The 24640-nt window shown below is 69.8% G+C and carries 21 protein-coding genes and 1 pseudogene; 9 read left to right on the top strand and 13 right to left on the bottom strand.

Annotated features, from left to right (window positions below; translation table 11 throughout):
• The first annotated feature begins 1 nt into the window (after position 1).
• Both J2P76_RS18435 and J2P76_RS18430 read left to right on the top strand, forming a co-directional pair.
• Positions 2 to 1156, top strand: a complete 1155-nt coding sequence (locus J2P76_RS18435) for a glycosyltransferase (protein ID WP_207410545.1) — start codon at positions 2 to 4, stop codon at positions 1154 to 1156.
• Positions 1153 to 2298: a glycosyltransferase family 4 protein gene (locus J2P76_RS18430; protein ID WP_207409311.1), complete on the top strand. Its 1146-nt coding sequence runs from the start codon at positions 1153 to 1155 to the stop codon at positions 2296 to 2298. The genes J2P76_RS18435 and J2P76_RS18430 overlap by 4 nt, the downstream gene beginning before the upstream one ends.
• Before the next feature lie 4 nt (positions 2299 to 2302).
• Here J2P76_RS18430 and pgi read toward each other — a convergent pair whose 3' ends face one another.
• Together pgi and J2P76_RS18420 are read right to left on the bottom strand one after the other, a co-directional pair.
• On the bottom strand, positions 2303 to 3868 hold the full coding sequence (pgi, locus tag J2P76_RS18425) for a glucose-6-phosphate isomerase (RefSeq protein WP_207409310.1): 1566 nt from the start codon (positions 3866 to 3868) through the stop codon (positions 2303 to 2305).
• A gap of 17 nt (positions 3869 to 3885) precedes the next feature.
• Positions 3886 to 5283, bottom strand: a complete 1398-nt coding sequence (locus J2P76_RS18420; RefSeq protein ID WP_207409309.1) for a phosphomannomutase/phosphoglucomutase — start codon at positions 5281 to 5283, stop codon at positions 3886 to 3888.
• A 170-nt stretch (positions 5284 to 5453) separates the two neighbouring features.
• Here J2P76_RS18420 and J2P76_RS18415 point away from each other — a divergent pair, with 170 nt between their 5' ends.
• From J2P76_RS18415 to J2P76_RS18405, 3 genes are read left to right on the top strand one after another with little or no spacing between them, the layout of a single operon-like run.
• The gene (locus J2P76_RS18415) at positions 5454 to 6869 is read left to right on the top strand and encodes an FAD-binding oxidoreductase (RefSeq protein ID WP_207409308.1); all 1416 of its coding nucleotides are present in this window, start codon (positions 5454 to 5456) and stop codon (positions 6867 to 6869) included.
• A gap of 3 nt (positions 6870 to 6872) precedes the next feature.
• Positions 6873 to 7583: a response regulator transcription factor gene (locus J2P76_RS18410; protein WP_207409307.1), complete on the top strand. Its 711-nt coding sequence runs from the start codon at positions 6873 to 6875 to the stop codon at positions 7581 to 7583.
• Positions 7580 to 8881 (top strand): sensor histidine kinase, encoded by a 1302-nt coding sequence (locus J2P76_RS18405; protein WP_207409306.1) that lies wholly within the window; start codon positions 7580 to 7582, stop codon positions 8879 to 8881. Before J2P76_RS18410 ends, J2P76_RS18405 begins: the two co-directional genes overlap by 4 nt.
• Here J2P76_RS18405 and J2P76_RS18400 read toward each other — a convergent pair.
• From J2P76_RS18400 to J2P76_RS18380, 5 genes are all read right to left on the bottom strand, one after another.
• Entirely contained in the window at positions 8874 to 10157 is a 1284-nt protein-coding gene (locus J2P76_RS18400; protein ID WP_207409305.1) for a TRAP transporter large permease, read from the bottom strand. The genes J2P76_RS18405 and J2P76_RS18400 overlap by 8 nt on opposite strands.
• A complete protein-coding gene (locus J2P76_RS18395) occupies positions 10148 to 10705 on the bottom strand; it encodes a TRAP transporter small permease (protein WP_207409304.1) in 558 nt (185 codons plus the stop codon). Before J2P76_RS18395 ends, J2P76_RS18400 begins: the two co-directional genes overlap by 10 nt.
• A 10-nt stretch (positions 10706 to 10715) precedes the next feature.
• Positions 10716 to 11702 (bottom strand): TRAP transporter substrate-binding protein, encoded by a 987-nt coding sequence (locus tag J2P76_RS18390; protein WP_207409303.1) that lies wholly within the window; start codon positions 11700 to 11702, stop codon positions 10716 to 10718.
• 98 nt (positions 11703 to 11800) lie between these two features.
• A complete protein-coding gene (locus J2P76_RS18385; protein WP_242697610.1) occupies positions 11801 to 12691 on the bottom strand; it encodes an SMP-30/gluconolactonase/LRE family protein in 891 nt (296 codons plus the stop codon).
• A complete protein-coding gene (locus J2P76_RS18380) occupies positions 12688 to 13518 on the bottom strand; it encodes an NAD-dependent epimerase/dehydratase family protein (RefSeq protein WP_207409302.1) in 831 nt (276 codons plus the stop codon). The genes J2P76_RS18385 and J2P76_RS18380 overlap by 4 nt, the downstream gene beginning before the upstream one ends.
• Before the next feature lie 128 nt (positions 13519 to 13646).
• Here J2P76_RS18380 and J2P76_RS18375 point away from each other — a divergent pair, with 128 nt between their 5' ends.
• Positions 13647 to 14381 carry a FadR/GntR family transcriptional regulator gene (locus J2P76_RS18375; RefSeq protein ID WP_207409301.1) on the top strand — a complete coding sequence of 245 codons (735 nt, stop codon included), beginning with the start codon at positions 13647 to 13649 and terminating at the stop codon, positions 14379 to 14381.
• 78 nt (positions 14382 to 14459) lie between these two features.
• Here the strand turns inward: J2P76_RS18375 and fahA are convergent, their stop codons facing one another.
• Both fahA and hmgA read right to left on the bottom strand, forming a co-directional pair.
• Positions 14460 to 15773, bottom strand: a complete 1314-nt coding sequence (gene fahA / locus J2P76_RS18370) for a fumarylacetoacetase (RefSeq protein ID WP_207409300.1) — start codon at positions 15771 to 15773, stop codon at positions 14460 to 14462.
• A gap of 13 nt (positions 15774 to 15786) precedes the next feature.
• The gene (hmgA, locus tag J2P76_RS18365; protein ID WP_207409299.1) at positions 15787 to 17085 is read right to left on the bottom strand and encodes a homogentisate 1,2-dioxygenase; all 1299 of its coding nucleotides are present in this window, start codon (positions 17083 to 17085) and stop codon (positions 15787 to 15789) included.
• A 145-nt stretch (positions 17086 to 17230) separates the two neighbouring features.
• Between hmgA and J2P76_RS18360 the strand changes: the two genes are divergently transcribed.
• Positions 17231 to 18139 (top strand): LysR family transcriptional regulator, encoded by a 909-nt coding sequence (locus tag J2P76_RS18360; RefSeq protein ID WP_207409298.1) that lies wholly within the window; start codon positions 17231 to 17233, stop codon positions 18137 to 18139.
• Here the strand turns inward: J2P76_RS18360 and J2P76_RS18355 are convergent, their stop codons facing one another.
• The 4 genes from J2P76_RS18355 to mutM form a co-directional block, all read right to left on the bottom strand.
• On the bottom strand, positions 18140 to 18349 hold the full coding sequence (locus tag J2P76_RS18355) for a DUF2783 domain-containing protein (RefSeq protein ID WP_207409297.1): 210 nt from the start codon (positions 18347 to 18349) through the stop codon (positions 18140 to 18142).
• 13 nt (positions 18350 to 18362) lie between these two features.
• Positions 18363 to 20042 carry an FAD-dependent oxidoreductase gene (locus tag J2P76_RS18350; RefSeq protein WP_207409296.1) on the bottom strand — a complete coding sequence of 560 codons (1680 nt, stop codon included), beginning with the start codon at positions 20040 to 20042 and terminating at the stop codon, positions 18363 to 18365.
• 99 nt (positions 20043 to 20141) lie between these two features.
• Complete coding sequence (locus J2P76_RS18345; protein ID WP_207409295.1) at positions 20142 to 21095, bottom strand: MBL fold metallo-hydrolase; 954 nt, start codon at positions 21093 to 21095, stop codon at positions 20142 to 20144.
• A 229-nt stretch (positions 21096 to 21324) separates the two neighbouring features.
• A complete protein-coding gene (gene mutM, locus J2P76_RS18340; protein ID WP_207409294.1) occupies positions 21325 to 22152 on the bottom strand; it encodes a bifunctional DNA-formamidopyrimidine glycosylase/DNA-(apurinic or apyrimidinic site) lyase in 828 nt (275 codons plus the stop codon).
• On the opposite strand from mutM, the pseudogene J2P76_RS18335 reads away from it, so the two are divergent.
• Positions 22151 to 24038: pseudogene (locus J2P76_RS18335) on the top strand (tetratricopeptide repeat protein). The gene mutM and the pseudogene J2P76_RS18335 overlap by 2 nt on opposite strands.
• Positions 24038 to 24637 (top strand): lipoprotein insertase outer membrane protein LolB, encoded by a 600-nt coding sequence (gene lolB / locus J2P76_RS18330; protein ID WP_207409292.1) that lies wholly within the window; start codon positions 24038 to 24040, stop codon positions 24635 to 24637. The pseudogene J2P76_RS18335 and the gene lolB overlap by 1 nt, the downstream one beginning before the upstream one ends.
• Positions 24638 to 24640: the final 3 nt, after the last annotated feature.

Below are 24640 nucleotides of genomic sequence, written 5' to 3'. Positions count from 1 at the left end.
GCTGCCGGCCGTCCTGCGCGTGACGCACGTCATTACCGGCCTGGGGCAGGGCGGGGCCGAATCGGTGTTGTTCCGCCTGGCCACCTACCCCGACCAGCGCGTGCGCCACACCGTGGTGTCGCTGACCGATGAAGGCGTGTACGGCACGCGCCTGCGCGGCGCCGGCGTTGCCGTGCACACGCTGGGCATGCCGCGCGGGCGCCTGACGCTCGACGGTTTCCTGGAACTGCGCCGGCTGCTGGCGCGCGACCGGCCCGACGCCGTGCAGACCTGGATGTATCACGCCGACCTGATCGGCGGGCTGGCGGCACGCCTGGCCGGTGTGCGCGCGCTGGCATGGGGCATCCGCAATTCCGGCGCCCACCTGCAGCGCAGCAGCCGATCGGCGCGCCTGGTGCTGAAGCTGTGCGCCCTGTTGTCGGGCCGCCTGCCGGCCGCCATTGTGTGCGCCGCCCGCGACGCCGCCGTGCGGCACCAGCAATACGGCTACCGGGCCGATCGCCTGGTGGTGATCGCCAATGGCTATGACTTGTCTCGCTACCAGCCCGATGCCGCGGCCGGCCAGCGCATGCGCCAGCTGTGGCAGGTGGCCGACGGCACACCGCTGGTGGGCTGCGTGGCGCGCTGGGATCCCCTGAAAGACCACGCCAATCTGCTGGGCGCGGTGGCGGCCCTGGTGCGCGACGGGCGCGACCGCGGCCTGCAGTGCGTGCTGATCGGACGCGGCATGTCGCCCGGCAATGCCGAGCTGGCGGCGCTGATCGAAAACCTGGGGCTGCGCGGCCGCATCCTGCTGGCCGGCCCCAGCGACGACGTGCCGGCCGTGATGAACGCGCTGGACCTGCATGTGCTGTCGAGCTGCGCCGAGGGCTTTCCCAATGTCGTGGCCGAGGCCATGGCCTGCGGCACCCCCTGCGTGGTGACCGATGTGGGCGACGCGGCGCATATCGTCGGCGCCACCGCCCCGGTGGCGCCGCCCGAACAGCCCGAAGCGCTGGCGCAGGCCATGGCCGCCGCGCTGGACGACATCGCCGCGCGCGGCCGCGCGGCTGTCGGCGCGCCGGGCCGGGCCCGCGTGCTGGCGGAGTTCGACCTGGCGCACATGGTGGCGGCCTACGAGGCCGTGTGGCGACGCATTGCCGGAGCATCCGCATGACCCCTGCACCCGCCCCGCGCCTGCTGTTCGTGGTGAACAACCCGGCGTTCTTTCTTTCGCACCGGCTGCCGCTGGCGCTGGCCGCGCAGCGCGCGGGCTACGAGGTGCACGTGGCCACCATGGCGGGCGACAGCGTGCCGCGCATCACCGCGCATGGCCTGTTCCACCATGCCATTCCCATGACGCGCAGCGGCAAGCAGCCGCTGCAAGAGCTGCACACCCTGTGGGCGCTGTTCCGGCTGTTCCGCCAGCTGTGCCCGGCGCTGGTGCACCTGGTAACCATCAAGCCCGTGCTGTACGGCGGCATCGCCGCGCGGCTGGCGCGCGTGCCCGCCGTGGTGTCGGCCATTTCCGGCCTGGGCTTCGTGTTCGTGGCGCGCGGCGCCAGGGCGGCGCTGGTGCGGCAGGTGGTGGCCACGCTGTATCGCCTGGCGCTGGGGCATCGCAACAGCCGCATCGTGTTCCAGAATGCCAATGACCGCGAACTGCTGTGCGGCCTGGGCGCGGCGCGCCCCGAGCAGGCCGTGATGATCCGCGGGTCGGGCGTCGACCTGGCCGGCTATCAGGCCGTGGCCGAGCCGCCGCCGCCGGTGGCCGCCCTGATGGTGGCCCGCCTGCTGCGCGACAAGGGCGTGCTGGAATTCGTCGAGGCCGCGCGCCTGCTGCGGCGCCAGGGGGCGGGCGTGCGCATGCTGCTGGCCGGCGGCGTCGACCCGGGCAACCCGGCCTCGGTGACCCAGGCCGATGTCGACGCGTGGCAGCAGGAAGGCTGCATCGAGGCCCTGGGCGAACGCAGCGATATCGCCGCGCTGTACGCGGCTTCGCACATGGCGGTGCTGCCTTCTTACCGGGAAGGCCTGCCGCGCTCGCTGATCGAGGCGGCGGCCTGCGGCCGCGCGGTGGTGACCACCGACGTGCCGGGCTGCCGCGATGCCATCGAGCCCGGCGAAACCGGCCTGCTGGTGCCGCCGCGCGACGCGCAGGCGCTGGCCGACGCCATCGCCCGCCTGGCGGCCGACGCCGCGCTGCGGCAGCAGCTGGGCCAGGCCGGCCGCCGTTTGGCCGAGCGCGAATTCGACATCGAAGACGTGTGCCGCCAGCACCTGGATATCTACCGCGGCCTGCTGCAGGCCGCGCGCTAGCGGGCTAGCGCCGCGACAGCGAGTCGATCCAGTAGCGGGTGGACGGGTCCTGGTCGCCGGCGGCGTCGGCCGACGGCACGTCCAGTTCGCGGATGATGCGCTTGGCCAGCAGCTTGCCGAATTCCACGCCCCATTGGTCGAACGGGTTGATGCCCCACAGCGCGCCCTGCGCGAATACCTTGTGTTCGTACAGCGCCAGCAGGGCGCCCAGTGAGTAGGCGTCCAGGCGCGGCAGCACGATCAGGCTGGACGGCCGCCCGCCCGGATGGATGCGGTGGCGCGCCAGCACTTCGGCGCGCTGCAGGTCGGGCTCGTGTTCGCGGATTTCCTGCAGGGCTTCTTCGTACGATTTGCCGCGCAGCAGCGCCGAGCGCTGCGCCAGGCAATTGGCGATCAGCATGTTGTGGTGCCGCGTATAGGCGTGGTCGGCCCGCTCGCACACGATGAAATCGACCGGCGCGCCGGTGGTGTCCTGGTGCAGCCACTGGAAGAACGTGTGCTGGCAGTCGGTGCCCGGCATGCCCCACACGACCGGGCCGGTGGGCACCCCCGCCGGCGTGCCGTCGCGCGTGGCCACCTTGCCCAGCGATTCCATTTCAAGCTGCTGCGCCCACGGCACCAGGTGCATCAGGCGTGAATCGTACGGGGTGATGGCCAGCGTGGCGTAGCCCAGCACGCTGCGGTTGGCCAGGCCTGCCAGGGCCATCTGCAGCGGGGCGTTCTTGCGCAGCGGCGCCTGCAGGAAGTGCTGGTCCATGGCGGCCGCGCCGGCCAGCAGCTGGTCGAGCGCTTCGTTGCCGAGCGCCAGCGCGATGGGCAGGCCGATGGCCGACCACAATGAATAGCGGCCGCCCACCCAGTCCCAGAAACGGAACACGCGGTCGGGCGAGATGCCGAAATCCAGCGCCGCGTCGACGTTGGCGGTAACGGCCACCACATGCTTGATGGGGTCGGCCACGCCGGCGTCGCGCAGCCAGTTCATGGCGACTTCGGCATTGGCCAGCGGCTCGGTGGTGGTGAACGATTTCGAGGCGATGATGACCAGCGTGCGGCGCGGGTCGAGCTGGCCGATGGCGTCGGCCACCGCGTGGGAATCGACGTTCGAGGCGAACTGGATGTTGCGGCGCAGGCCGCCGTGCCGCAGGGCGCGCGTCACCATGCGCGGGCCCCAGTCGCTGCCGCCGATGCCCAGGTGCAGTACGCAATCGTAGTCGGCCGACTGGTCGAGGGCGCGCACGAAGCGCCGCACGCGTTCGCGTTCGGCCAGGATGGCCTGCGCCACGGCCGGCGGCGGGTTGTCGGCCCGCAGCGCGGTGTGCCAGGCGGGGCGCCGCTCGGTCCAGTTGGCTTCGCCGCCGTCGTACAGCTGCGCGCGCGCGGCGTCGAAGTTCTGCTGCGCCAGCAGGTCTTGCGCGGCGCTGTCGAGCGCGTCGGACTGGGCCTGGGCGGTGAGGTCGATGCGCAGGCCGGCCGCCTCGATGATGCGCAGGCGCTCGCCGCTGCGGGAAGCGTCTTGCGCCGCCTGGGCAAAAGCCAGCCATGCGGGACTGGACGGCAGGTAAGTGGCCATGGTGGGACGCGTACGGGTTAGAAAGGCAGCGCCACGCCGGGGGCGAGCCGCAGCAGCTGCTGGCGGAAGTCGTCCTGGATGCGCGCCAGCGCGTCGGGCGTGTCGGCCTCGAAGCGCAGCACGACCACCGGCGTGGTGTTCGAGGCGCGCGCCAGGCCGAAACCGTCGGCATATTCGGCGCGCACTCCGTCAATGGTTATCACGCGCAGGGCGCTGTCGAACTTGCCCTGCTCGCGCAGCGCCTGCACCAGCGCAAACGGCTCGCCTTCGGCCATTTCGAGCTTGAGCTCGGGCGTGGACAGGGCCTGCGGCAGGGCTTCGAGCGGCTGCGACGGGTTGGCGTGGCGCGACACGATCTCGAGCAGGCGCGCGCCGGTGTACAGGCCGTCGTCGAAGCCGTACCAGCGCTCTTTGAAGAAGATGTGGCCGCTCATTTCGCCGGCCAGCGGCGCGCCGGTCTCGGCCAGCTTGGCCTTCACCAGCGAGTGGCCGGTCTGCCACATCAGCGGCTGCCCGCCGGCTTCCTGGACGGCCAGGCCCACGTGGCGGCTGCACTTGACGTCGTAGATGATGGTGGCGCCCGGGCAGCGCTGCAGCACATCGCGCGCGAACAGGATCAATTGGCGGTCGGGCCAGATGATCTGCCCGGACTTGGTGACCACGCCCAGCCGGTCGCCGTCGCCGTCGAAAGCCAGGCCGATTTCGCAGTCGGTGCGCGCCAGGTGGTCGATCAGGTCTTGCAGGTTGCGGGGGTCGGCCGGATCGGGGTGATGGTTGGGAAAATTGCCGTCGACCTCGCAGTACAGCTCGTCGACCTGGCAGCCCAGGGCCCGGAACAATTGCGGCGCCACCGCGCCGGCCACGCCGTTGCCGCAGTCGATGGCGATCTTGAGCGGGCGCGCCAGCTTGACGTCGCCCACGATGCGTTCGATGTATTCGCCCGCCAGGTCCAGCTCGCGGCGGCCGCCGCGGCCGGGGGCGGGCGCCGCGCCGGCGGGCGCGGCGTTCATGGCGTCGCGCAGCGTCTGCACCGCGGGCCCGTACAGGGCCTTGCCGGCCATCATCATCTTGAAGCCGTTGTATTGCGGCGGATTGTGGCTGCCGGTAATGGCCACGCCCGAGCCGGTTCCCTGGGTATGGGCCGCGTAGTACACCAGCGGCGTGGGCACCTGGCCGATGTCGATCGTGTCGATGCCGCCTTCCAGGATGCCGTCTTGCAAGGCCCGGGACAGTTCGGGGCTGCTGAGGCGGCCGTCGCGCCCCACCACCAGGGCGCCGACGCCTTGTTCGCGCGCCTGGTCGGCCAGGGCGCGCCCCAGCGCACGGGCAAAATCGGCGTTGAGCGGGGCGGGCACCGTGCCGCGGATGTCGTAGGCCTTGAAAACCGAGTCGGGATAGCGGGCAGTGAGATCCAAGCGTGTTCCTTGAGGGTGGCATGTCTGGGCGCCGCCTGCGGCGGGCGCCCAGGAGTGGAATTATCCCCGATTCGCCCGCTACGCAAATGGTGTTCCCGGCTCGTCCTACAATAAACGATATCTCCACTGTCGCCCGTTACGGTCGGGCGCCCTGACCCCGGCTTGCGTCCATGACTCTATTGAACGAACTGCAGTCTCTGCTGGGCCCGGCCCACGTGCTGACCGGCGCCGACGCCGAATCCTACCTGCAGGATTGGCGGCGCCGCTACCGGGGCGCCGCCCTGGCGGTCATCCGGCCCGGATCCACCGACGAGGCGGCCCAGGCGGTGCGCCTGTGCGTGCGGCACGGCGCACCCGTGGTGCCGCAGGGCGGCAATACCGGCCTGTGCGGCGGCGCCACGCCCGACGGCTCGGGCCAGGCCGTGCTGCTGTCCACCGCCCGGCTGAACCGCGTCCGCGCCATCGACACCGCCAATGACACCATCACGGTCGAGGCCGGCTGCATCCTGCAGGCCGTGCAGCAGGCCGCGGCCGAAGCCGGCCGCCTGTTCCCGCTGAGCCTGGCGGCCGAGGGCAGCTGCACCATCGGCGGCAACCTGGCCACCAATGCCGGCGGCACCCAGGTGCTGCGCTACGGCAATGCGCGCGAACTGGCGCTGGGCCTGGAAGTGGTCACGGCCGAGGGCGAGGTCTGGGACGGCCTGCGCGGCCTGCGCAAAGACAACACCGGTTACGACCTGCGCGATCTGTACATCGGCAGCGAAGGCACGCTGGGCATCATTACGGCCGCCACGCTCAAGCTGTATCCGCAGCCCGTGGCGTCGTGCACCGCGCTGCTGGCGCTCGATTCCATCGACGCGGCGGTCGAGCTGCTGTCGCGCGCGCGCGCCGGCTTCGGCGCCTCGCTGACCGGCTTCGAACTCATGGCGGGCGATTGCCTGCAGACCGTGGTGCGGCTGTTTCCGCAGCAGCGGCTGCCCTTCGAAGGCGAATCGGCGGCCTCGCCCTGGTTCGCCCTGCTGGAGCTGTCCGACAGCGAAAGCGAGACGCACGCCCGCGAGCGGTTCGAGGCCGTGCTGGGCGCGGCCATCGAGGCCGGCCTGGTCACCGATGCCGCCATTGCCGCCAGCGTGGCCCAGAGCCGGGCCATGTGGCACCTGCGCGAAAGCATCCCGCTGGCCGAGGCCGAGCAGGGCAAGGGCGTCAAGCACGACGTGTCCATTCCCATTTCGTCCATTGCCGGCTTCGTGCACAAGACCAACGCGCTGCTGCAGCAGCGCTTTCCGAATGTGCGCAACGTGGTGTTCGGGCATCTGGGCGACGGCAACCTGCACTACAACGTGGCGCGCGCGCCGGGCCAGACCGAGGCCGACCTGCTGGCCCTGCAGCAGGATATCTACGATGTGGTGCATCGCAGCGTGCTGGAGCACGCCGGGTCGATCAGCGCCGAGCACGGCATCGGCCAGCTCAAGCGCGACGAGCTGCCGCACTACAAGAATCCGCTCGAACTGGCGCTGATGAAGCGGGTGAAGCAGGCGCTCGACCCGCGGGGCCTGATGAACCCCGGTAAGGTGCTGCAGGCCTGATCCATGGCCGCGATTCCCGCCAACGCGCATTACCGGGTGCTGATCGTCGAAGACGATCTCACCATCGCGGGCAACCTGTACCGCTTCCTGGAGGTGAGCGGTTTCGTGCCCGACGTGGCCTATGACGGGCGCACGGCGCTGCGCATGCTGCAGGACCAGCGCTTCGACGTGATGGTGCTGGACGTGGGACTGCCCGGCCTGGACGGCTACGAGGTGCTGCACACCCTGCGCGCCGAGCGGCGCCAGGCCATTCCGGTGCTGATCCTGACCGCGCGCGATGCGCTGGACGACAAACTGCAGGGGTTCTCGCACGGCGCCGACGACTACCTGACCAAGCCGTTTGCGCTGGCCGAGGTGCAGGCGCGCCTGCTGGCCCTGATCCACCGCGCCCAGGGCGCCGTGGTGGACGCGGTGCGCGAGTTCGGCCCGCTGCAGTTCGACGGGCGCACCCGCGCCGTGTCGGTGGCGGGGCAGCCGGTGCGCCTGACCCGCAAATCGGGCCTGATCGTCGAGGCGCTGCTGCGCGACCCCGGCCGCATCGTGTCGCGCGAAGAGCTCGAGTCGGCGCTGTGGGCCGACGAACCGCCGTCGCCCGACGCGCTGCGCAGCCAGATGCACTTGCTGCGGCGCGCGCTGGCCGACGCCGGGTTCGACGGCATCGAAACCGTGCACGGCATCGGCTGGCGCCTGGTGATGCCCGAGGCCGCCCCATGAAAGGCGGCACGCTGACACAGCGGGTCGTCTGGGCGCTGACGGGCGCGGTCGCCGTCTTCGTGGCCGCGCTGGCGCTGCTGGCCTACCTGACATTCGACCAGATGGAAGACGGCCTGGTCGACCAGATCCTGACCACCGAAACCGAGCGGGTGGCGCAGCACGTGGCGGCCGACTCGCAGTTCCTGCCGCCGCAGGGCGCGCGCGAGCTGGGCGGCTCGATGCGGGCCTGGCTGCACCAGGGCGCCGTGCAGGACGACATGCCCGCCCAGCTGGCAGGCCTGCCGCCGGGGCTGCACCTGCTGCAGCCGGGTATCGAGACCTGGCACGTGATGGTGGCCGACACCGCGCGCGGCCGCCTGTACGTGCTGTACGACGCCACCGACCACGAGGCGCGCGTGCGCGACTTCGGCCTGATCGTGCTGGGCATGGGCGCGCTGTGCGTCATGGCGGCGTATGCGCTGTCGCGCCGGGTGGCTGGCGTGGCGGTGGGGCCCTTGCTGGACCTGACCGGGCGGCTGTCGAACTGGGCGCCCGGCGCGCCCGATCTGGCCGTTACCCGCGACGACGAGGCCGGCCGGCTGGTCGAGGCCTTCAACCGCGTGCAGAACCAGGTCGACCGCTCGATCGCGCGCGAGCGCGAATTCGCGGCCAATCTCAGCCACGAGGTGCGCACGCCGCTGGCGGCCATTCGTTCCGACAGCGAGATCATGCTGCTGGACGCGGCGCTGCAGGCCGACCCGCGGCAGCGCCTGGAGCGCATCACGGCCAATGTCGACCATATCGTGGCGTCGCTGGAAAGCGCGCGCTCGATGGCGCGCGACCAGCCCCGGCCGGCCGAGCGCGTGGACCTGGCGACCTGCATGGAGGACGCCTGGCGCGGCCTGGAAGTCGAGGCCGACGCCGCAGGGCTGTCGTTCCATAATCTGATTCCGGGCGGCACCGAGCACATGCTGGACCGCTATGCGCTGCTGACTGTGCTGCGCAACCTGGTGCGCAACGCCATCGAGCATGCGGCGCCGGCCACCCTGACCGCCGGCCTGGCGTACGACGGCGCCCTGGAGCTGCGCGACAACGGCAAGGGCATTGCCGCCGAAGAGCTGCCCTTCGTGTTCCAGCGCTATTACAGCGGGCGGCTGGGCGACACGGCGGCCGCCACGCCCGACGACAACGGCTTTCCGCGCGGGCTGGGCCTGGCCATTGCCAAGCGGGTGTGCGACATGCAGGGCTGGGACCTGCATATCGAATCCGAGCGTGCGGGCCCGCGGCAGGGTACCTGTTTCGTGCTGCGCTTTATTTGAACAGCAGGTCGGGCAGCCACGACGAGAACGCCGGCACGTAGGTCACCAGGGCCAGCGCCGCCAGCAGCGCGCCATAGAACGGCCAGATGGTGCGCATGACCGTGCCCACCGATACCTTGCCGATGGCGCAGCCCACGAACTGCACGGTGCCCACCGGCGGGGTGTTCAGCCCCAGCGCGCAGTTCAGCAGCGTGACCACGCCGAACTGCACCGGGCTCATGCCGTACTGCATGCAGATCGGCAAGAAGATCGGAGTGCAGATCAGGATGGTGGCGGCCATGTCCAGGAAGGTGCCCAGCACGAACAGCGTGATGTTCACCATCAGGAAAATCGCCCACGGCTCGGTCGATATCGAGGCCATCAGCGCGCCGATTTTCTCGGCCACGCTGTAGAACCCGATCAGGTAGCCGAAAGTGGCCGAGATGCCGATCAGCAGCAGCACGATGCCGGTGGTCTTGACCGCCTTGGCGGCCGCGCGCAGGAACTGGTCCCAGGTCAGCGAACGGTATACCAGCGCCGTCAGGACCAGCGCGTACAGCACCGCCACGGCGGCCGACTCGGTGGCGGTGAACACGCCGCTGAGAATGCCGGCGATGATCAGCACGATCACGAACAGGCCCGGCGTGGCCGCCACCAGCGAGCGCAGCACGATGCCCCAGCCGGGGAACGTGCCGGCCGGATAGCCGCGCTTGCGCGCCACCAGGTAGGCGGCCGCCAGGTTGCACAGGGTAAGAATCGCCGCCGGCACCACGCAGGCGGCGATCAAGGCCGCGATCGACGCCTTGCCGCCGGCCGCCAGGGTATAGATGATGATGTTGTGGCTGGTGGGCATCAGCGCGCCCACCAGCGCCGCGTGCGTGGTCACGTTGACGGCGTAGTCGGCGTGGTAGCCTTCGCGCTTCATCATGGGGATCATCACCGATCCCATGGCCGACACGTCGGCCACCGGCGAGCCCGACACGCCGCCGAACAGCGTGCAGGCCAGCACGTTCGACATGCCCAGCCCGCCGCGCACGTGGCCCACCACCGACTTGGCGAAGGTGACGATGCGGTCGGCGATGCCGCCGTAAAGCATCAGCTCGCCGGTGAAAATGAAGAACGGGATGGCCAGGAACGAAAAAGCGTTCATGCCCGAGGTCATCTGCTGGAAGGCCACCGCGATGGGCAGGTCTTCATACACGATGGCCGATATCGACGCCAGGCCGATGGCGAAGGCCACCGGCACGCCGATGAGCAGGAAGCCGATGAACGTCAGGGAAAGCAGCGTCAGTGCCATGCGGGAACCACCTTCTGGTTGCGCAAGAGCGCGATGATGTGCTCGATCGAGAACAGCACGATCAGCACGCCCGACAGCGTGGCGGGGGCGTACTTCCAGCCCTCGGACAGGCCCAGGTTGGGAATCTTGTAGGTATGCACCGATTCCGCCAGCAGGCCGCAGTACCACGCCATCAGCACGCCGAACAGCAGCACCAGCCCGTGCACGAACAGCTGCAGGCGGCGCCGTCCGGCCGCCGGCAGCAGGTCGGCCAGCGACTCGAAGCCGATGTGGCCGGCGTCGCGCACGGCCACGGCGGCGCCCATCATGGTGACGTACAGCACCAGCAGCAGCGACAGGCTCTCGGCCCAGGTGGGTGTGCGGTTGAGCACATGGCGGCCGAAGATCTGGTAGGACACCGCCATGATCAGGCACACCAGGCCGGCCACGCTGAGCACCATGCAAAGCCGGGCCAGCACGGCGCAGGCGCGCGCGTAGCCGTCCAGCGCCCGCGCGAGCGCGCGGCCCGGCGCGCTTTCGCCGTCCGATCGGATGACTTGGGCGGACATGGCCGGCGCCTTATTTCACGGCCTGGATGCGGGACACCAGGTCTTTCATTTCAGGCGTGGTGACGTAGCGCTCGTACACCGGTTTCATCACTGCCTGGAACGAGGCCTTGTCGGGCTGGATGATCTGCGAGCCGGCCTTCTCGACAATGGCGCGCGATTTTTCCTCGCGCGCATCCCACAGCTTGCGCATGTAGGGCACCGATTCGCGGGCGGCGTCGCGGATGATCTTGCGGTCGGCTTCCGGCAGCTTGTCCCATTGGCGCTTCGAGAACAGCAGGATCTCGGGCGTCATGGTGTGTTCGGTCATCGAGTAATACTTGGCCACTTCGTAGTGGTGCGCGCTTTCATAGCTGGGGAAGTTGTTCTCGGCCGCGTCCACCAGGCCGGTCTTCAGGGCCGTGTAGACCTCGCCCATGGCCATCGGCGTGGCGTTGGCGCCCAGCGCCTCGACCATCGCGACCGACAGGTCCGACTGCTGCACGCGGATCTTCAGGCCGCGCACGTCGGCCACCGTCTTGATGGGCTTGTCGCGCGTGTACATCGAGCGCGCGCCGCTGTCGTACCAGGCCAGGCCGATGAACCCGGCGTCTTCGCACGAGCGCAGGATTTCTTCGCCGATGTCGCTGTCCAGCACTTTGTGCAAGTGCTCTTTCGAGCGGAACAGGAACGGCAGCGACGGCACCCGCGTGATTTCGCAGATGTTGTGCATGGCGGCGCTGCTGACGCGGGTCATGGCCAGCGCGCCCAGCTTGACCTGCTCGATCGAGTCGACTTCGCGGCCCAGCTTGCTGCCCGAATAGACCTTGATATCGATGCGGCCGTTGGTGCGCTGCTTGACCAGCTCGCCCATGTGGCGCACGGCCAGCACGGTGGGGTAATCGTCGGGGTGGATGTCGGCCGATCTCAGGGTTTCGGCCTGGGCGGCCAGCATGCCGGCGGACAGGAACAGGGCGGCCGACGCGGTCAGCGTGGCGCGTTTGAGGGTGAAGCGCAGCATTGTCTACCTCCGGGTTGGGAGTACGGCTGTGGTGAGGGTTCTTGTGGAAATCTCTGCGTGACTGCGGCGTGGGCCCCGGGTGCGGGCCTGCTCGGGGGCTAGCCGAGGTAAGCCGGTTCCTCCAGGCCGCGGGTGCCGGGCTGCAAGGCGAAAACGGCGCCGTCCAGGGCGTCGTCCGGCGCGGCGGGCGGCCGGATGCTGGTGACGAACAGCGTGTCCAGGCCGGGGCCGCCAAAGGCGCACATGGCCGGCTTGGCCGCCGGCAGGCGCAGGCCGCGGTCCAGCCGGCCATCGGGGGCATAGCGGTACAGCATGCCGGCGTCGTTGCCGCAGATCCAGTAGCCGCCGTCCTGGTCCACCGCCGCGCCGTCGGGGCGGCCGGCGGGCAGTCGGTCGATGAACACGCGGCGGTTGTGCGGCAGCCCGGCGTCGGTGTCGTAGTCGAATGCCCAGACGACCTGGCGGTCCGGGTGCGAGTCCGACAGGTACATGGTGCGGCCGTCGGGGCTGAAGGCCATGCCGTTGGGCACGATCAGCGCCAGCGGCACGGGCATGGACAACTCGCCGCCGGCGTAGCGGTACAGGCGGCCCGTGTCCAGGCCCCGCGCCATGTCCTGCGCCATGGTGCCGGCCCAGAAGCGGCCCTGCCGGTCGCAGCGGCCGTCGTTGAAGCGCATGTCCGGCGCGGCATGGTTCACCTTGGCCAGCGGCGCCGCGGCGGGGGCGGGCTGCCCGGCGGCCAGGGCGGGCAGCGCGTACAGGCCGGTTTCCATGGCGGCCAGCCACCCGTCGCCGCGCATGGCGATGCAGCCGGCCATCTCGGGCAGTTGCCAGTGGCGGGCCTGGCCGCTGCCGGGTTCGCAGCGCCACAGGCGGCGCGCCGGGATGTCGGTCCAGTACAGGGCCTGTTCGGCGGCGCGCCACACCGGGCTTTCGCCCACGGCGCACAGCATGTCGCCCAGCCGTTCGACCCGCGGCTGCGTGTTCATGAACTGAACGGCCCGGCCTTGACGAAGGCGCCGCCCTGGAACTGGGTCGCCGGGTCTTGCGGATCGGGTTCCGGCTGGGCCTGGACCGCGGCGCGGAAGCGTTCCGAGGAATCTTTGGGCGCGAAGCCCAGGCGCGCGGCCAGGCGGTTGTCCCACCAGCTGTCGCGGTTGGCCGACGCGCCGTACACGATGGTGTGGCCCACGCCGGGGGTGAACAGCGAGCGCGCCACCAGGTCGGTCAGGTCGTCGTAGCTGAGCCAGGTCACCAGCATGCGGCGGTCGCGCGCTTCGGGAAACGACGAGCCGATGCGCAGGCAGACGGTTTCGATGCCGTAGCGGTCGAAATAGAAGCGCGACAGGTTCTCGCCGAATGCCTTGCTGATGCCGTAGTAGCCGTCGGGCCGGGGCGGCGTGTCGGCGTCCAGCACCTGGCCCTGCCGGTAGAAGCCGGTGACATGGTTGGAGCTGGCGAACACGATCCGCCGCACGCCGTGCACGCGGGCGGCCTCGTAGATGTTGTAGGTGCCCTGGATATTGGCGGGCAGGATCTCTTCGAACGGGCGTTCGACCGATACGCCACCCAGGTGCACGATGGCGTCGGTGCCGCGCACCAGGTCCATCACGGCCTGCGGGTCGGCCAGGTCGCAAGGCGCGACCTCTTCGCCGGGACCTGCCGGGGGCATGGCCGAGATGTCAGACAACTTCAGGATATCGGCGTAAGGCCGCAGGCGTTCTCGCAGCACCGTGCCCAGGCCGCCGGCCGCGCCGGTAACCAGTAAACGGTGGCAGCGCGCGGTATTCAGGGGCGATTCAGCAGGGGAAGTCATGCAGCGGTTCCAGCGGGTGTGGCAGGGCGGCAGTGGGATTGAACTTATACGTTATCGTACAACTTGGCGGCAGTATAATGACCCAAAAATTTCGACGTCAAGCGCACGATTACCCGGGATATCCCTTGATGAGCGATTCCGCACACCTGCCAGTTTCCGCGCCACGCCGGCCGCGCAACCTGGCGCAGGGCCTGGTCGAGGATTTCTCTGAACGAATCCGCGGCGGGCAGATCCGGCCCGGCGAAAAACTGCCCACCGAATCCGCGCTGATGCGGCAATTCGGCGTCAGCCGCACGGTGGTGCGCGAAGCGCTGTCGCGCCTGCAGGCCGCCGGCCTGGTGGAAACCCACCACGGCGTGGGCACTTATGCGCTGGAAGCCAGCGGCGGCGCCGATTTCCGGGTCGATCCGGCCGATATCGCCACCGTGCGCGACGTGCTGGTGCTGCTGGAGCTGCGCATCTGCCTGGAAAGCGAGGCTGCCGGCCTGGCGGCGCAGCGCCGCAGCCCGCAGCAGCTGGCCGAGATGCGCAGCGCGCTGGATGAGTTCCGCAAGTGCCTGGCGGCGGACGGCGACACCATCACGCCCGATTTCCGCTTCCACCTGCTGATTGCCCAGGCAACCGCCAACCGGTATTTCGCCGACCTGATGTCGCACCTGGGTTCGGCCATCATTCCGCGCACCCGCATCAATTCGGCCCGCATCGCCCACGAAGACCGCGAGCAATACCTGGCCCGCGTCAACCTGGAACACGAAGACATCTACGAGGCCATCCTGCGGCAAGAGGCCGACGCGGCGCGCGCGGCCATGCGCACGCACCTGAGCAACAGCCGCGAGCGGCTGCGGCGGGCGCAGGAACGCTAGCCTGGCGATGCCGGAAATGCTGCCAGGTGTCTGACTCCGAAGGTGTCAGACACCGCTGTGTGGCAGATAGCCGCGGTTTCAGCGCGCGGGCAGCACGGTGCCGGACGATTCGCCGAATCCGATGCGCGGGTAGCCCGGCTTCTGGCAGTGCGCGCGGATGATGATCTGGTCGCCGTCCTGCAGGAAGGTGCGTTGTTCGCCCCACGGCAGGTCGATCGGCGTTTTGCCGCCCTGGGACAGTTCCAGCAGCGAACCCGCTTCGTCGGGGTTGGGGCCCGACAGCGTGCCCGTGCCGAGCAGGTCGCCCGGCTGCAGATTGCAGCCGTTGACGGTGTGGTGCGCGATCAATTGCGCGATGTTCCAGTAGGCGTCGCGGAAATTGCTGGCCGACAGGTGGGCCGGCGCATGCTGGGCGGCGCGCGAGGCCTCGGTGGCCAGCAGGACTTCCATCTGCACGTCGTAGGCGCCCTGCGCGCGGTTGGCGTCCGACGACAGGTACGGCAGCGGCTGCGGGTCGCCGGCCGGGCGGGTCCAGGCGGCGCGGAAGGGTTCCAGCGCTTCCAGGGTGACGATCCAGGGCGAGATGGTCGAGGCGAAATTCTTGGACAGGAAGGGTCCCAGCGGCTGGTATTCCCAGGCCTGGATATCGCGCGCCGACCAGTCGTTCAGGATGCAAAGGCCGAAGATGTGGTTGTCGGCCTGGTCCAGGGCGATGCGCTCGCCCTGCGCGTTGCCCTGGCCGACGAACACGCCCAGTTCCAGCTCGTAGTCGAGCCGCTTGCACGGGCCGAACTGCGGGGCTTCGCCTTCGGCGGCGGGGCGGGTCTGGCCCACCGGGCGCGGAAAGCGCTGGTTCACGCCCAGGCTGGAGGCGCGGCCGTGGTAGCCGATGGGCACCCATTTGTAGTTGGGCAGCAGCGGGTTGTCGGGGCGGAACTGCCTGCCCACCGAGGTGGCGTGGTGCAGCGAGATATAAAAATCGGTGTAGTCGCCGATGCGGGCCGGCGTGGTGTATTCGGCGTCGGCCTGCGCCACCAGCAGCGGCTCGATGCGCGCCTGCAGGGGCGAGCCGCTGCGCAGGGCGCGCGACAGCGCCAGCCGCAGCGCGCTCCAGTGCGCGCGGCCCAGCGCCATCAAGGCGTTCAGGCTGTCGCCCGTGCAGGCGGCCAGCGCTTCGGCGGCCTGGCCGTCGAACACATTCAGGCCCGCCAGGGCGGACAGGTCGACGATGCGGTCGCCGATGGCTGCGCCGGGGCGGAAGGCTTCTTGCGAGCCGCGGCGGCGGAACACCGCGTAAGGCAGGTTCTGCACCGGGAAGCCGGTGGCGCCGTCGTTGGCGCTGGCTACCCAGCTGGTCAGGGCGGCGTCGTGGGTTTCGTTCAAAGTGGTCATGGGCGGTGGTGGGTCAGGGTTGGGCTGGATTGAAGTGCTTGTTCAGCCCTTGCCAGCATTGGTAGTAGTCGTCTTGCAATTGCGCGCTGGCCAGCGCCTGCGCGGTGGGGCGGATGACGCGCCGCGTTTCGAACATGAACGCCATCGTATCGCGGATGTAATGCGGCTGGCGGGTGTCGGCGGCGGTGGCTTTTTCGAAGGTGCCGGCGTCGGGGCCGTGCCCGCTCATGCAGTTGTGCAGGCTGGCGCCGCCGGGCGCGAAGCCTTCGGCCTTGGCGTCGTACACGCCGTGGATCAGCCCCATGAACTCGCTGGCCACATTGCGGTGGAACCAGGGCGGCCGGAACGTGTCTTCCATGGCCAGCACGCGCGGCGGGAAGATGGCGAAATCCATATTGGCCGTGCCGGGGGTGTCCGACGGCGAGGTCAGCACCGTGAAAATGGAAGGGTCGGGGTGGTCGAAACTGATCGAGCCGATGGCGTTGAAATGGCGCAGGTCGTACTTGTAGGGGGCGTGCGTGCCATGCCAGGCCACCACATCCAGCGGCGAATGGCCGATGGCGGCGCGCCAGAAGCCGCCGGTGAATTTGGCGATCAGTTCGAAGTCGCCTTCCACGTCTTCGTACCAGGCCACCGGGGTCTGGAAGTCGCGCGCGTTGGCCAGGCAGTTCGAGCCGATGGGGCCGAGTTCGGGCAGGCGCAGCGCGGCGCCGAAGTTTTCCAGCATGTAGCCGCGCGCCTGTCCGTCGGGCAGTTCGACGCGCAGACGCACGCCGCGCGGAATCACGGCGATTTCCAGGGGCTCGACCTCGATCACGCCCAGTTCGGTGGCCAGGCGCAGCCGCCCCTGCTGCGGCACGATCAGCAGTTCGCCGTCGGCGTTATAGAAAAAGCGGCCCTGCATGGAACGGTTGGCCGCGTACAGGTGGATGCCGACGCCGCCGTGTTCGCCCGGCCCGCCGTTGCCGCCCCAGGTCTGCACCCCTTCGATGAAATCGGTGGGCGCCTGGGGCAGGGGCAACGGGCTCCAGCGCAACTGGTTGGGCGTGACCGGGGCGCTTCCGAATTCGCTGAGCCAGCGCGCCGCGCCGCCGAACGGCTCGAACGGGCGGTGCTGCGCCGCGGGCCGGATGCGGTACAGCCACGAGCGGCGATTCTCAGCGCGCGGCGCGGTAAAGGCCGTGCCCGACAGCTGTTCGGCATACAGGCCGTATGGGCAGCGCTGCGGGGAATTGCGGCCGGCCGGCAATGCGCCGGGCAGGGCCTCGGTGGCCCAGTCGTTGCCGAATCCGGGTTGGTATTGCAGGGGCATGGCGTCTCTCTCTTGGGGAACGCGCGTCTTGGGGCGCGCGGCAGGCAAACCCTATTTTCGGAAAAAAGCCTGCCCATGGCTATGGGAATACAAAAATATCGACTATAAATTTCATGAATACCTGGCAACTACCGCGGGAACCTGCATGGCCGAACTTCGCAATATCGATCTGAACCTGCTGGTGGTGTTCCAGCACTTGCTGGAAGAGCGCAATATCTCGGCCGTGGCGCGGCGCCTGGACCTGTCGCAGCCCGCCGTCAGCAACGCGTTGCGGCGCCTGCGCACCGCCCTGGGCGACGACCTGTTCGTGCGCACGCCGCAGGGCATGCAGCCCACGCCGCAGGCCGAACGCCTGGGCGGGCCGGTGGGCGAAGCCCTGGCGCTGCTGTCGCACACCCTCGAGGCCACCCAGGACTTCCGTCCCGCCGACAGCCAGCGGCGCTTCCGCATCGCCATGTCGGACGTGGGCGAGATCCACTTCATGCCGCGCCTGATGGAGCAATGCGCGCGCCATGCGCCGGCGATCCGCATCGATTCGCTGCGCCTGGCGGGCGCCGACCTGCGCCGCGAAATGGATGCGGGCCGGGTCGACCTGGCCATCGGCGCCTTCGAAGACCTGGGCAGCGGCATCATGCAGCGCATGCTGTTCCGCCAGGGCTACGCCACGCTGTTCCGGCGCGGCCATCCCACGGCCCATGAAGGCATGGGGCTGAAGGCGTTCCGCGCCGAGAGCCACCTGGTGGTGTCGCGCGCCGCGCCCTACGGGCAGGTGAACCAGTCGCTGGAAAAAGCCGGCGTGGCGCTCGAATCGAATTTCAGCGTGCCGCATTTTTCGGCGGTGCCGTACATCGTGGCCACTACCGATCTGCTGGCCACCGTGCCGCGCAAGCTGGCGGCCAGCACGGCGCCGTATTTCCAGCTGGGCATGCTGACGCCGCCGGTGCGGGTGCCGGCGCTGCAGACCAATCTGTACTGGCACCGGCGCTTCCATCGCGACAGCGGCAGCCAGTGGCTGCGCGCATTGGTGCTGGATACGTTCGCCGACGCCGCCTGATCAGGGCGCGGCGCCGGGCAGCACCGAACTTCGCGCGCGCGCCAGCGCATCGCGGATGACGTCCATGTCGCCGATGTGATTGGCCAGCAGCAAAATCAGGGCGGCGTTCAGTTCCGCGCTCTGGGTATCGCTCAGGTCGCGGTGCGTGTCGATCAGCGCTTCGTAGAACGCATCCGGCGCCGGCAGGTTGGTGTCGATGATCAAGGGCATGGTGTCGGTTCCTTCAGGCATGGCCCAGGGCGCGCGCCAGCGCACCGGCGATGGCCGGCGCGTCGAAGGCGCGGCGGCGCGCCGCCACGTGCTGGTCGGGCCGCAGCAGATAGCAGGTGCCGGGGCGGGCGTCGTAGCGCTGCACCAGGCAGCCCTGGTGGTCGTGCGCCACGTCGATGCCGGGCGCGGCTTCGAGCGGGGCGCTGCCGTCGCCCACCAGCACGATGCGCAGCGGCACGCGGCCGCCGGCCAGGCCGCGCAAGGCTTGCAGCGTTGCGCCGTCGGGCTGCCGGCCACCGCAGAACAGCGCCAGCACAAAGCGGCCGTCCAGGTACGACAGCCACCAGGCGTCGCTGCCGTCGGCCGCGCGTACCGGCGCGTCCAGCGCCACCGCGCCGGGGGCCAGGCGTCCCGCATAGGCCTCGGTGTCCGGCGTATTGAGCGGCGAATCCGCATAGACGCTGGGCAGCGACAGCCGCCCGCTGTTGACCAGCGCACGCGCAAAGGGGTGCTCGCGCGCCAGGTTCAGCACCGCGTTGCGGAAGCTGCGGCTGACCTCGCTTTTGGGGGTGATGAAATCGGTGGAGCGCGTCGAGTTCAGCAGGTTTTCGTCGGCCGCCTGCTCGCGCTCCGCGGCATACGTGTCGACCAGCGACTCGGGCGCCGCGCCGTCCAGCACGGCCTGCAGTTTCCAGGCCAGGTTCTCGGCATCCTGCACGCCGCTGTTGGCGCCGCGCGCGCCGAAGGGCGACACCCGGTGCGCGGCGTCGCCCGCGAACACCACGCGTCCATGGCGGAAGGCGTCCATGCGCTCGCACGCGAAGGTGTACACGCTGACCCATTCCAGCTCGAACTGCGTATCGGCGCCCAGCAGCGCGCGGATGCGCGGCAGCACGTTGGCCGGCTTGACGGCCTCGACCGGGTCGGCGTTCCAGCCCAGCTGGAAATCGATGCGCCAGACATTGTCGGGCTGCATGTGCAGCAGCACCGACTGGTTGGGATGGAAGGGCGGGTCGAACCAGAACCAGCGCTCGGCCGGGAAGTCGGCCGTCATTCTGACGTCGGCGATCAGGAAGCGGTCTTTGAAGACGCGGCCATGGCTTTCCTGGCCCAGCAGCTTGCGCACCGGCGAGCGCGCGCCGTCGCAGGCGATCAGCCATTCGGCCTGCAGCGCATAGGGGCCGTCGGGCGTTTCCACCGACAGCGCCACGCCGCCGGGGCGCTGCTCCACCCCCACCACCTTGCTTTTCCAGCGCAGGTCGATCAGCGGATGCGCGCAGGCGGCCTCGTGCAGAAAGCCTTCCACATAGTATTGCTGCAGGTTCACGAAAGCGGGGCGGCGGTGGCCCGGCTCGGGCAGCAGGTCGAAGCGCCAGACTTCCTGGTCGCGGAAAAACACTTTGCCGACGTGCCACGACACGCCCTTGCCGGCCATGCGCTGGCCCACGCCCAGGCGGTCCCAGATTTCGAGGGTGCGCTTGGCGAAACAGATGGCGCGCGAACCGGTGGACAGGCGGTAGTCGTCATCCAGCACCACCACGCGCACGCCGCGCTGCGCCAGGTCCAGCGCGGTGGTCAGGCCCACCGGGCCCGCGCCCACCACCACCACGCGATGCGAGGCGGGCGCCGGGCACGACTGGTCGGCGTGTTTCTGGTAGGCGAACTCCAGCGCCTGGTAATCGATATCGGTCACGCATTGTCTCCTGAGGGCGAGACGCGGCTCGCCACGGCGCGCCGCCGCGCTCTCTGGGGAGCGCTGGCGCGGCCTGCACAACGTATTGCGGAAAGCGGCTCAGCCTTCCAGCTGTTTCCACATTTCCAGGTCGCGCTTGTCCGTCCAGATGCGCGGATCATCGTACCCGGTGGCCTCGTCGTAGGCGCGCGACACGTCGAACGGCATGCAGTGGTCGAAGATGACCCAGTCGCTGTAGCGCGGGCGCATGAAGTCGTACACCTCGCGGTAGATGGTCTTCAGGTCTTTGCCGTCGGCCACGCCGCGGTTCACGGCGCTGTACAGGTCGGTCAGGAAGGCGCGCGTGCCGGCCAGGCCCTGGCGCACTTCGGCGGCGTTCTTCAGCGCCGGGCCGCGGCCGGGCACCATTTTCTCGGCGTTGAAGCCGGCCAGCGCGTCCAGCGTGGCGGGCCAGTCGCGGAAATAGGCGTCGCCGCAGTAGGGCGTGGACTGGTATTCGACCAGGTCGCCGGCGAACAGGATTTTCTGTTCGGGCAGCCAGGCGATCGTGTCGCCCTTGGTGTGGCCGCGGCCCACCTGCAGCAGGTGCACTTCCAGGTTGCCCAGGTTGACCGTCATGGCGCCCTGGAACGTCATGGTGGGCCACACCAGGCCGGGCGGAATCGATTCGGCGTTGCGGAACAGGCGCGGAAAGCGGCCGATCTCGCTGGCCTTGTCCTGCTCGCCGCGCTCGGCGATCAGGTCGTGGGTGTCGCGGCTGGCCAGGATTTCCTGCGCGTTGTAGGCCGACGCGCCGAACACCCGCACCGCGTGGTAGTGCGACAGCAGGATGTACTTGATGGGCTTGTCGGTAACTTCGCGGATGCGGCGGATCACGTCCTGCGCCATGACGGGCGTGGCCTGCGTGTCCACCACCATGACGGCTTCGTCGCCGATGATGACGCCGGTGTTGGGGTCGCCTTCGGCGGTGTAGGCATAGGCGTTGTCGGACAGCTTGTCGAACGATACGACTTTGTCGGCAAGGTCGGCGTGCGAGGCGAATTGCTTGCTCACGGTGTCTCCTGTCTGTAATGGGGCAGGCCGCGGCGGGGCCGCGGCAATGAGGGAAATATAGCTGGTGATTCGTTGTTATGCAATACGTTTGCTATAAACGAATTCCAGGGGCGCGATTCCCCGCGCCAGGTGTCTGGCTCCGAAGGTGCCTGACGCCGCTGTGTGCTCCGGCTGTCTCAGTCGTGCGGTGTCAGGCACCTGCGGGAGCCTGACACCAAGGGGGCGGTGTTTAGCGCCGCTGGCAGGCGGGGCAGTAGTACGTGGCGCGCTGGCCCTGGACCAGCCGGCGGATGGGGGTGCCGCAGACGCGGCAGGGCAGGCCCGCGCGTTCGTAGACGGCGGCGTGGATCTCGAAATAGCTGCCCGGCTGGCCGCTGGCGCCCACGTAGTCGCGCAGCGTGCTGCCGCCCGAGGCCAGGGCGTCGGCCAGGGTGGCGCGCACCATGTCGGCCAGCCGCGCGCAGCGCGCCAGCGAAATGCGCCGCGCCGGCGTGCGCGGGTCGATGCCGGCGCGGAACAGGCTTTCCGACGCATAGATATTGCCCACGCCCACCACCGCGTCGCCGGCCAGCAGGGCCTGCTTGACGGCGATGGCGCGATTGCGGAACTGGCTGTGCAGCCAGGCGCCGTCGAAGCGCGGGTCGAAGGGCTCGATGCCCAGCCGCGCCAGCAGCGGATGGGCGGCAACCGGTCCGGCCGCTTCGGGATGCCACAGCACCGCGCCGAAGCGCCGCGGGTCGTGCAGCCGCAAGGTGGCGTGGTCGAAGATCCAGTCGACGTGGTCGTGCTTGCGCGGCGCCTCGCCGGCCGGCACGCTGCGCAGCGACCCCGACATGCCCAGGTGCACGATCTGCGTGCCGTGCTCGAAGCGCAGCAGCAGGTACTTGCCGCGGCGCGCGCATTCGAGCACGGTGCGGCCGGACAGCAGGCCGGGCAGGTCGGCGGGGATGGGCCAGCGCATGCGCGATTCGCGCACCAGCAGCCGGCGCAGCGTCTTGCCGGTAATGACGGCATCGATCCCGCGGCGGGTGGTTTCGACTTCGGGGAGTTCCGGCATGAGCCAGTGTAAGATGACTGATTACGTGTACAGATGATTGTGCCATCAACCGGACAGGCCGCGTGAAGTCGTCGCTTAAACAAGTTCATTCCGTCGTTACCGTGCTGGCGTTGGCGCTGGCGGGTTTGCAGTCCTTGCCGGCCCTGGCGGCCGACCGGGTTCCGGGCGATGCCACGGGGCCGCGCCTGGTGCCGCAGCCGCGCACGCCCGAAACCCAGGTCATCCGCCTGCGCCCCGGCCAGACGCCGCTGGTCACGCTTACCGCCGATATCTTCTATCGGGTGCTGGCCTCTGAAATCGCCGCCCAGCGCGGCATGTACAGCACGGCAGCCTCTACGCTGGTGAACCTGGCGCGCGAAACCGGCGACCCGCGGCTGGCGCGGCGCGCCCTCGAATTCCAGCTGGCCGGCGGCAACCTGCCCGGCGCGCTGGACGCCGCGCGCCAGTGGTCGAAGCTGGCGCCGGGCGACGTCGAGGCCTCGTCCACCGAACTGGCGCTGGCGGCCGCCAACGGCCAGACTGCCGGCCTGGCCGCCGCGCTGCGCACGCGCATCGACGCATCGGCCGACAAGCCGACCGCCATCGCCCAGGCGCTGGGCGTGCTGGGCCGCCTGAACGACCGCCGGCTGGCGCTGCGCATCCTCGATGAATCCCTCAGCCCCGCGGTGCGCAAGCTGCCCGAGGCGCACCTGGCCCTGGCCGACGTGGCCCAGGCCTCGGGCGACTACAACCGCGCCGCCGAAGAGGCCCGCGCCGCCCTGGTGGCCGCCCCGAGTTCCGAGGCCGCCGCCCAGCGCGTGCTGGAATACGGCGCCCGCATCGACCCGCAGCGCGCCGAAACCGAGGCGCGCGCCTTCCTGGCCAAGCACCCCGACGCGCGCAAGCTGCACCTGTTGCTGGCCGGCCAGATGGCCGACCGGGGCGACTACGACAGCGCCCTGGCCGAATTGCAGGCCATGTCGCGCCGCTCGCCCGAAGACTTCGACCTGCTGTTCATGCAGGCGCAGCTGGCCTACAAGGCCGGCCGCAAAGACCAGGCGCGCACCCTGCTTGAACAGTACCTCGACGTGCAGAACCAGCGCCAGGCGGCCATCACGCCGGGCGCCACCGATGCCGGCGCCGCCGAGGCCGACGCGCGCGTGCTGCTGTCGCGCATCGCCGAAGACCAGGGGCGCTACGACGAGGCCATCGCCCAGCTCGGCCAGATCGACGACCCCTCGCTGCGCTATTCGGCCCAGATGCGCCAGGCCGCGCTGCGCGCCAAGCAGGGCCGCATCGACGAAGCCCTGGCCATGGTCGACGCCGCCCAGCCGCACGACGAAGACGACCAGGTGCAGGGCGTGCTGACCAAGGCCCAGATCCTGCGCGACGCCGGCCGCGTCGACCAGGCCGTGGCCACGCTCGAGGCCGCCAACCAGGCCCAGCCCGACACGGTCGAGATCAAATACGAACTGGCCATGCTGTACGAACGCCAGGGCCGCTACGACGAACTCGAAACGCAGCTGCGCCAGGTCATCGCGCTGGATCCCGATCACGCCCACGCCTACAACGCGCTGGGCTACACGCTGGCCGACCGCAACCAGCGCCTGCCAGAGGCGCTCGACCTCATCACGCAGGCGCTCGAACTGCAGCCCGACGACCCGTTCATCCTGGACAGCATGGGCTGGGTGAAATTCCGCATGGGCGACAAGCAGGCCGCGGCCGAATACCTGTCGCGCGCTTACGCGCAGCGCCCCGAGGCCGATATCGCCGCGCACCTGGCCGAAGTGCTGTGGGCCGAAGGCAAGCGCCAGCAGGCCGAAGAAATGCTGCATGCCGGCTTCAAGAAAGACCCCAAGAACGAAACGCTGCTTGATACCGCCAAGCGGCTGGGGGTCAAGCTGTGATGGGTGCGGCGGGCGCCGCGCGCCGGGCGGCCCGGCGGCTGCGCGGCGGGCTGGCGGCAGGGCTGTGCGCGCTGCTGGCCGCCTGCGCCAGCGTGCCCGATGCCCCTTCTGGCACGGCCGAAGGCGCTTTCTCGCGCGGCGGCCGCTTCGCCATCACCATGACCGAAACCTCGGGCCAGCAGCAGGCCGTGCAGGGCGGCTTCACCTGGCGCGACGACGGCCGCCGCTACCAGCTCGATCTCACCAATCCGCTGGGCTCTACCGAAGCCCGCGTGGAAGGCGGGCCCGGCCATGCCACCCTGACCAAGGCCGACGGCACGGTGCTGCAAGCCAGCAGCCCCGACGCACTGGTCGAAGAGGCGCTGGGCAGCCCGGTGCCGGTCTCGGGCCTGCGCGACTGGCTGCGCGGCCAGGTGGCCGACGACGCGCCGGCCGGCAAGCTGCAGCGCGATGGCCAGGGCCGCCCGGTATCGTTCGAACAAGACGGCTGGCAGGCGCGCCTGTCGCGCTACGACGACCTGGGCCCGGGCCTGCTGGTACTGCAGCGCACCGAGCCGGGGCGCCGCATTGTGGTGCGGCTGGCCGTCAGCCAGCCCTGACCG

The sequence above is a fragment of the Bordetella petrii genome, from assembly GCF_017356245.1.
GTDB lineage: Bacteria > Pseudomonadota > Gammaproteobacteria > Burkholderiales > Burkholderiaceae_B > Bordetella_A > Bordetella_A petrii_D.
The sequence above is the reverse complement of the archived record's forward strand: the minus strand, read 5'-3'. Positions and strand labels throughout refer to the sequence as shown.

Coding starts and splice junctions, on each gene's coding strand:
- J2P76_RS18430 (WP_207409311.1), top strand. CDS start 1,153: ATGACCCCTGCACCCGCCCCGCGCCTGCTGTTCGTGGTGAACAACCCG.
- pgi (WP_207409310.1), bottom strand. CDS start 3,868: ATGGCCACTTACCTGCCGTCCAGTCCCGCATGGCTGGCTTTTGCCCAG.
- J2P76_RS18415 (WP_207409308.1), top strand. CDS start 5,454: ATGACTCTATTGAACGAACTGCAGTCTCTGCTGGGCCCGGCCCACGTG.
- J2P76_RS18410 (WP_207409307.1), top strand. CDS start 6,873: ATGGCCGCGATTCCCGCCAACGCGCATTACCGGGTGCTGATCGTCGAA.
- J2P76_RS18405 (WP_207409306.1), top strand. CDS start 7,580: ATGAAAGGCGGCACGCTGACACAGCGGGTCGTCTGGGCGCTGACGGGC.
- J2P76_RS18400 (WP_207409305.1), bottom strand. CDS start 10,157: ATGGCACTGACGCTGCTTTCCCTGACGTTCATCGGCTTCCTGCTCATC.
- J2P76_RS18395 (WP_207409304.1), bottom strand. CDS start 10,705: ATGTCCGCCCAAGTCATCCGATCGGACGGCGAAAGCGCGCCGGGCCGC.
- J2P76_RS18390 (WP_207409303.1), bottom strand. CDS start 11,702: ATGCTGCGCTTCACCCTCAAACGCGCCACGCTGACCGCGTCGGCCGCC.
- J2P76_RS18385 (WP_242697610.1), bottom strand. CDS start 12,691: ATGAACACGCAGCCGCGGGTCGAACGGCTGGGCGACATGCTGTGCGCC.
- J2P76_RS18380 (WP_207409302.1), bottom strand. CDS start 13,518: ATGACTTCCCCTGCTGAATCGCCCCTGAATACCGCGCGCTGCCACCGT.
- J2P76_RS18375 (WP_207409301.1), top strand. CDS start 13,647: ATGAGCGATTCCGCACACCTGCCAGTTTCCGCGCCACGCCGGCCGCGC.
- fahA (WP_207409300.1), bottom strand. CDS start 15,773: ATGACCACTTTGAACGAAACCCACGACGCCGCCCTGACCAGCTGGGTA.
- hmgA (WP_207409299.1), bottom strand. CDS start 17,085: ATGCCCCTGCAATACCAACCCGGATTCGGCAACGACTGGGCCACCGAG.
- J2P76_RS18360 (WP_207409298.1), top strand. CDS start 17,231: ATGGCCGAACTTCGCAATATCGATCTGAACCTGCTGGTGGTGTTCCAG.
- J2P76_RS18355 (WP_207409297.1), bottom strand. CDS start 18,349: ATGCCCTTGATCATCGACACCAACCTGCCGGCGCCGGATGCGTTCTAC.
- mutM (WP_207409294.1), bottom strand. CDS start 22,152: ATGCCGGAACTCCCCGAAGTCGAAACCACCCGCCGCGGGATCGATGCC.
- lolB (WP_207409292.1), top strand. CDS start 24,038: ATGGGTGCGGCGGGCGCCGCGCGCCGGGCGGCCCGGCGGCTGCGCGGC.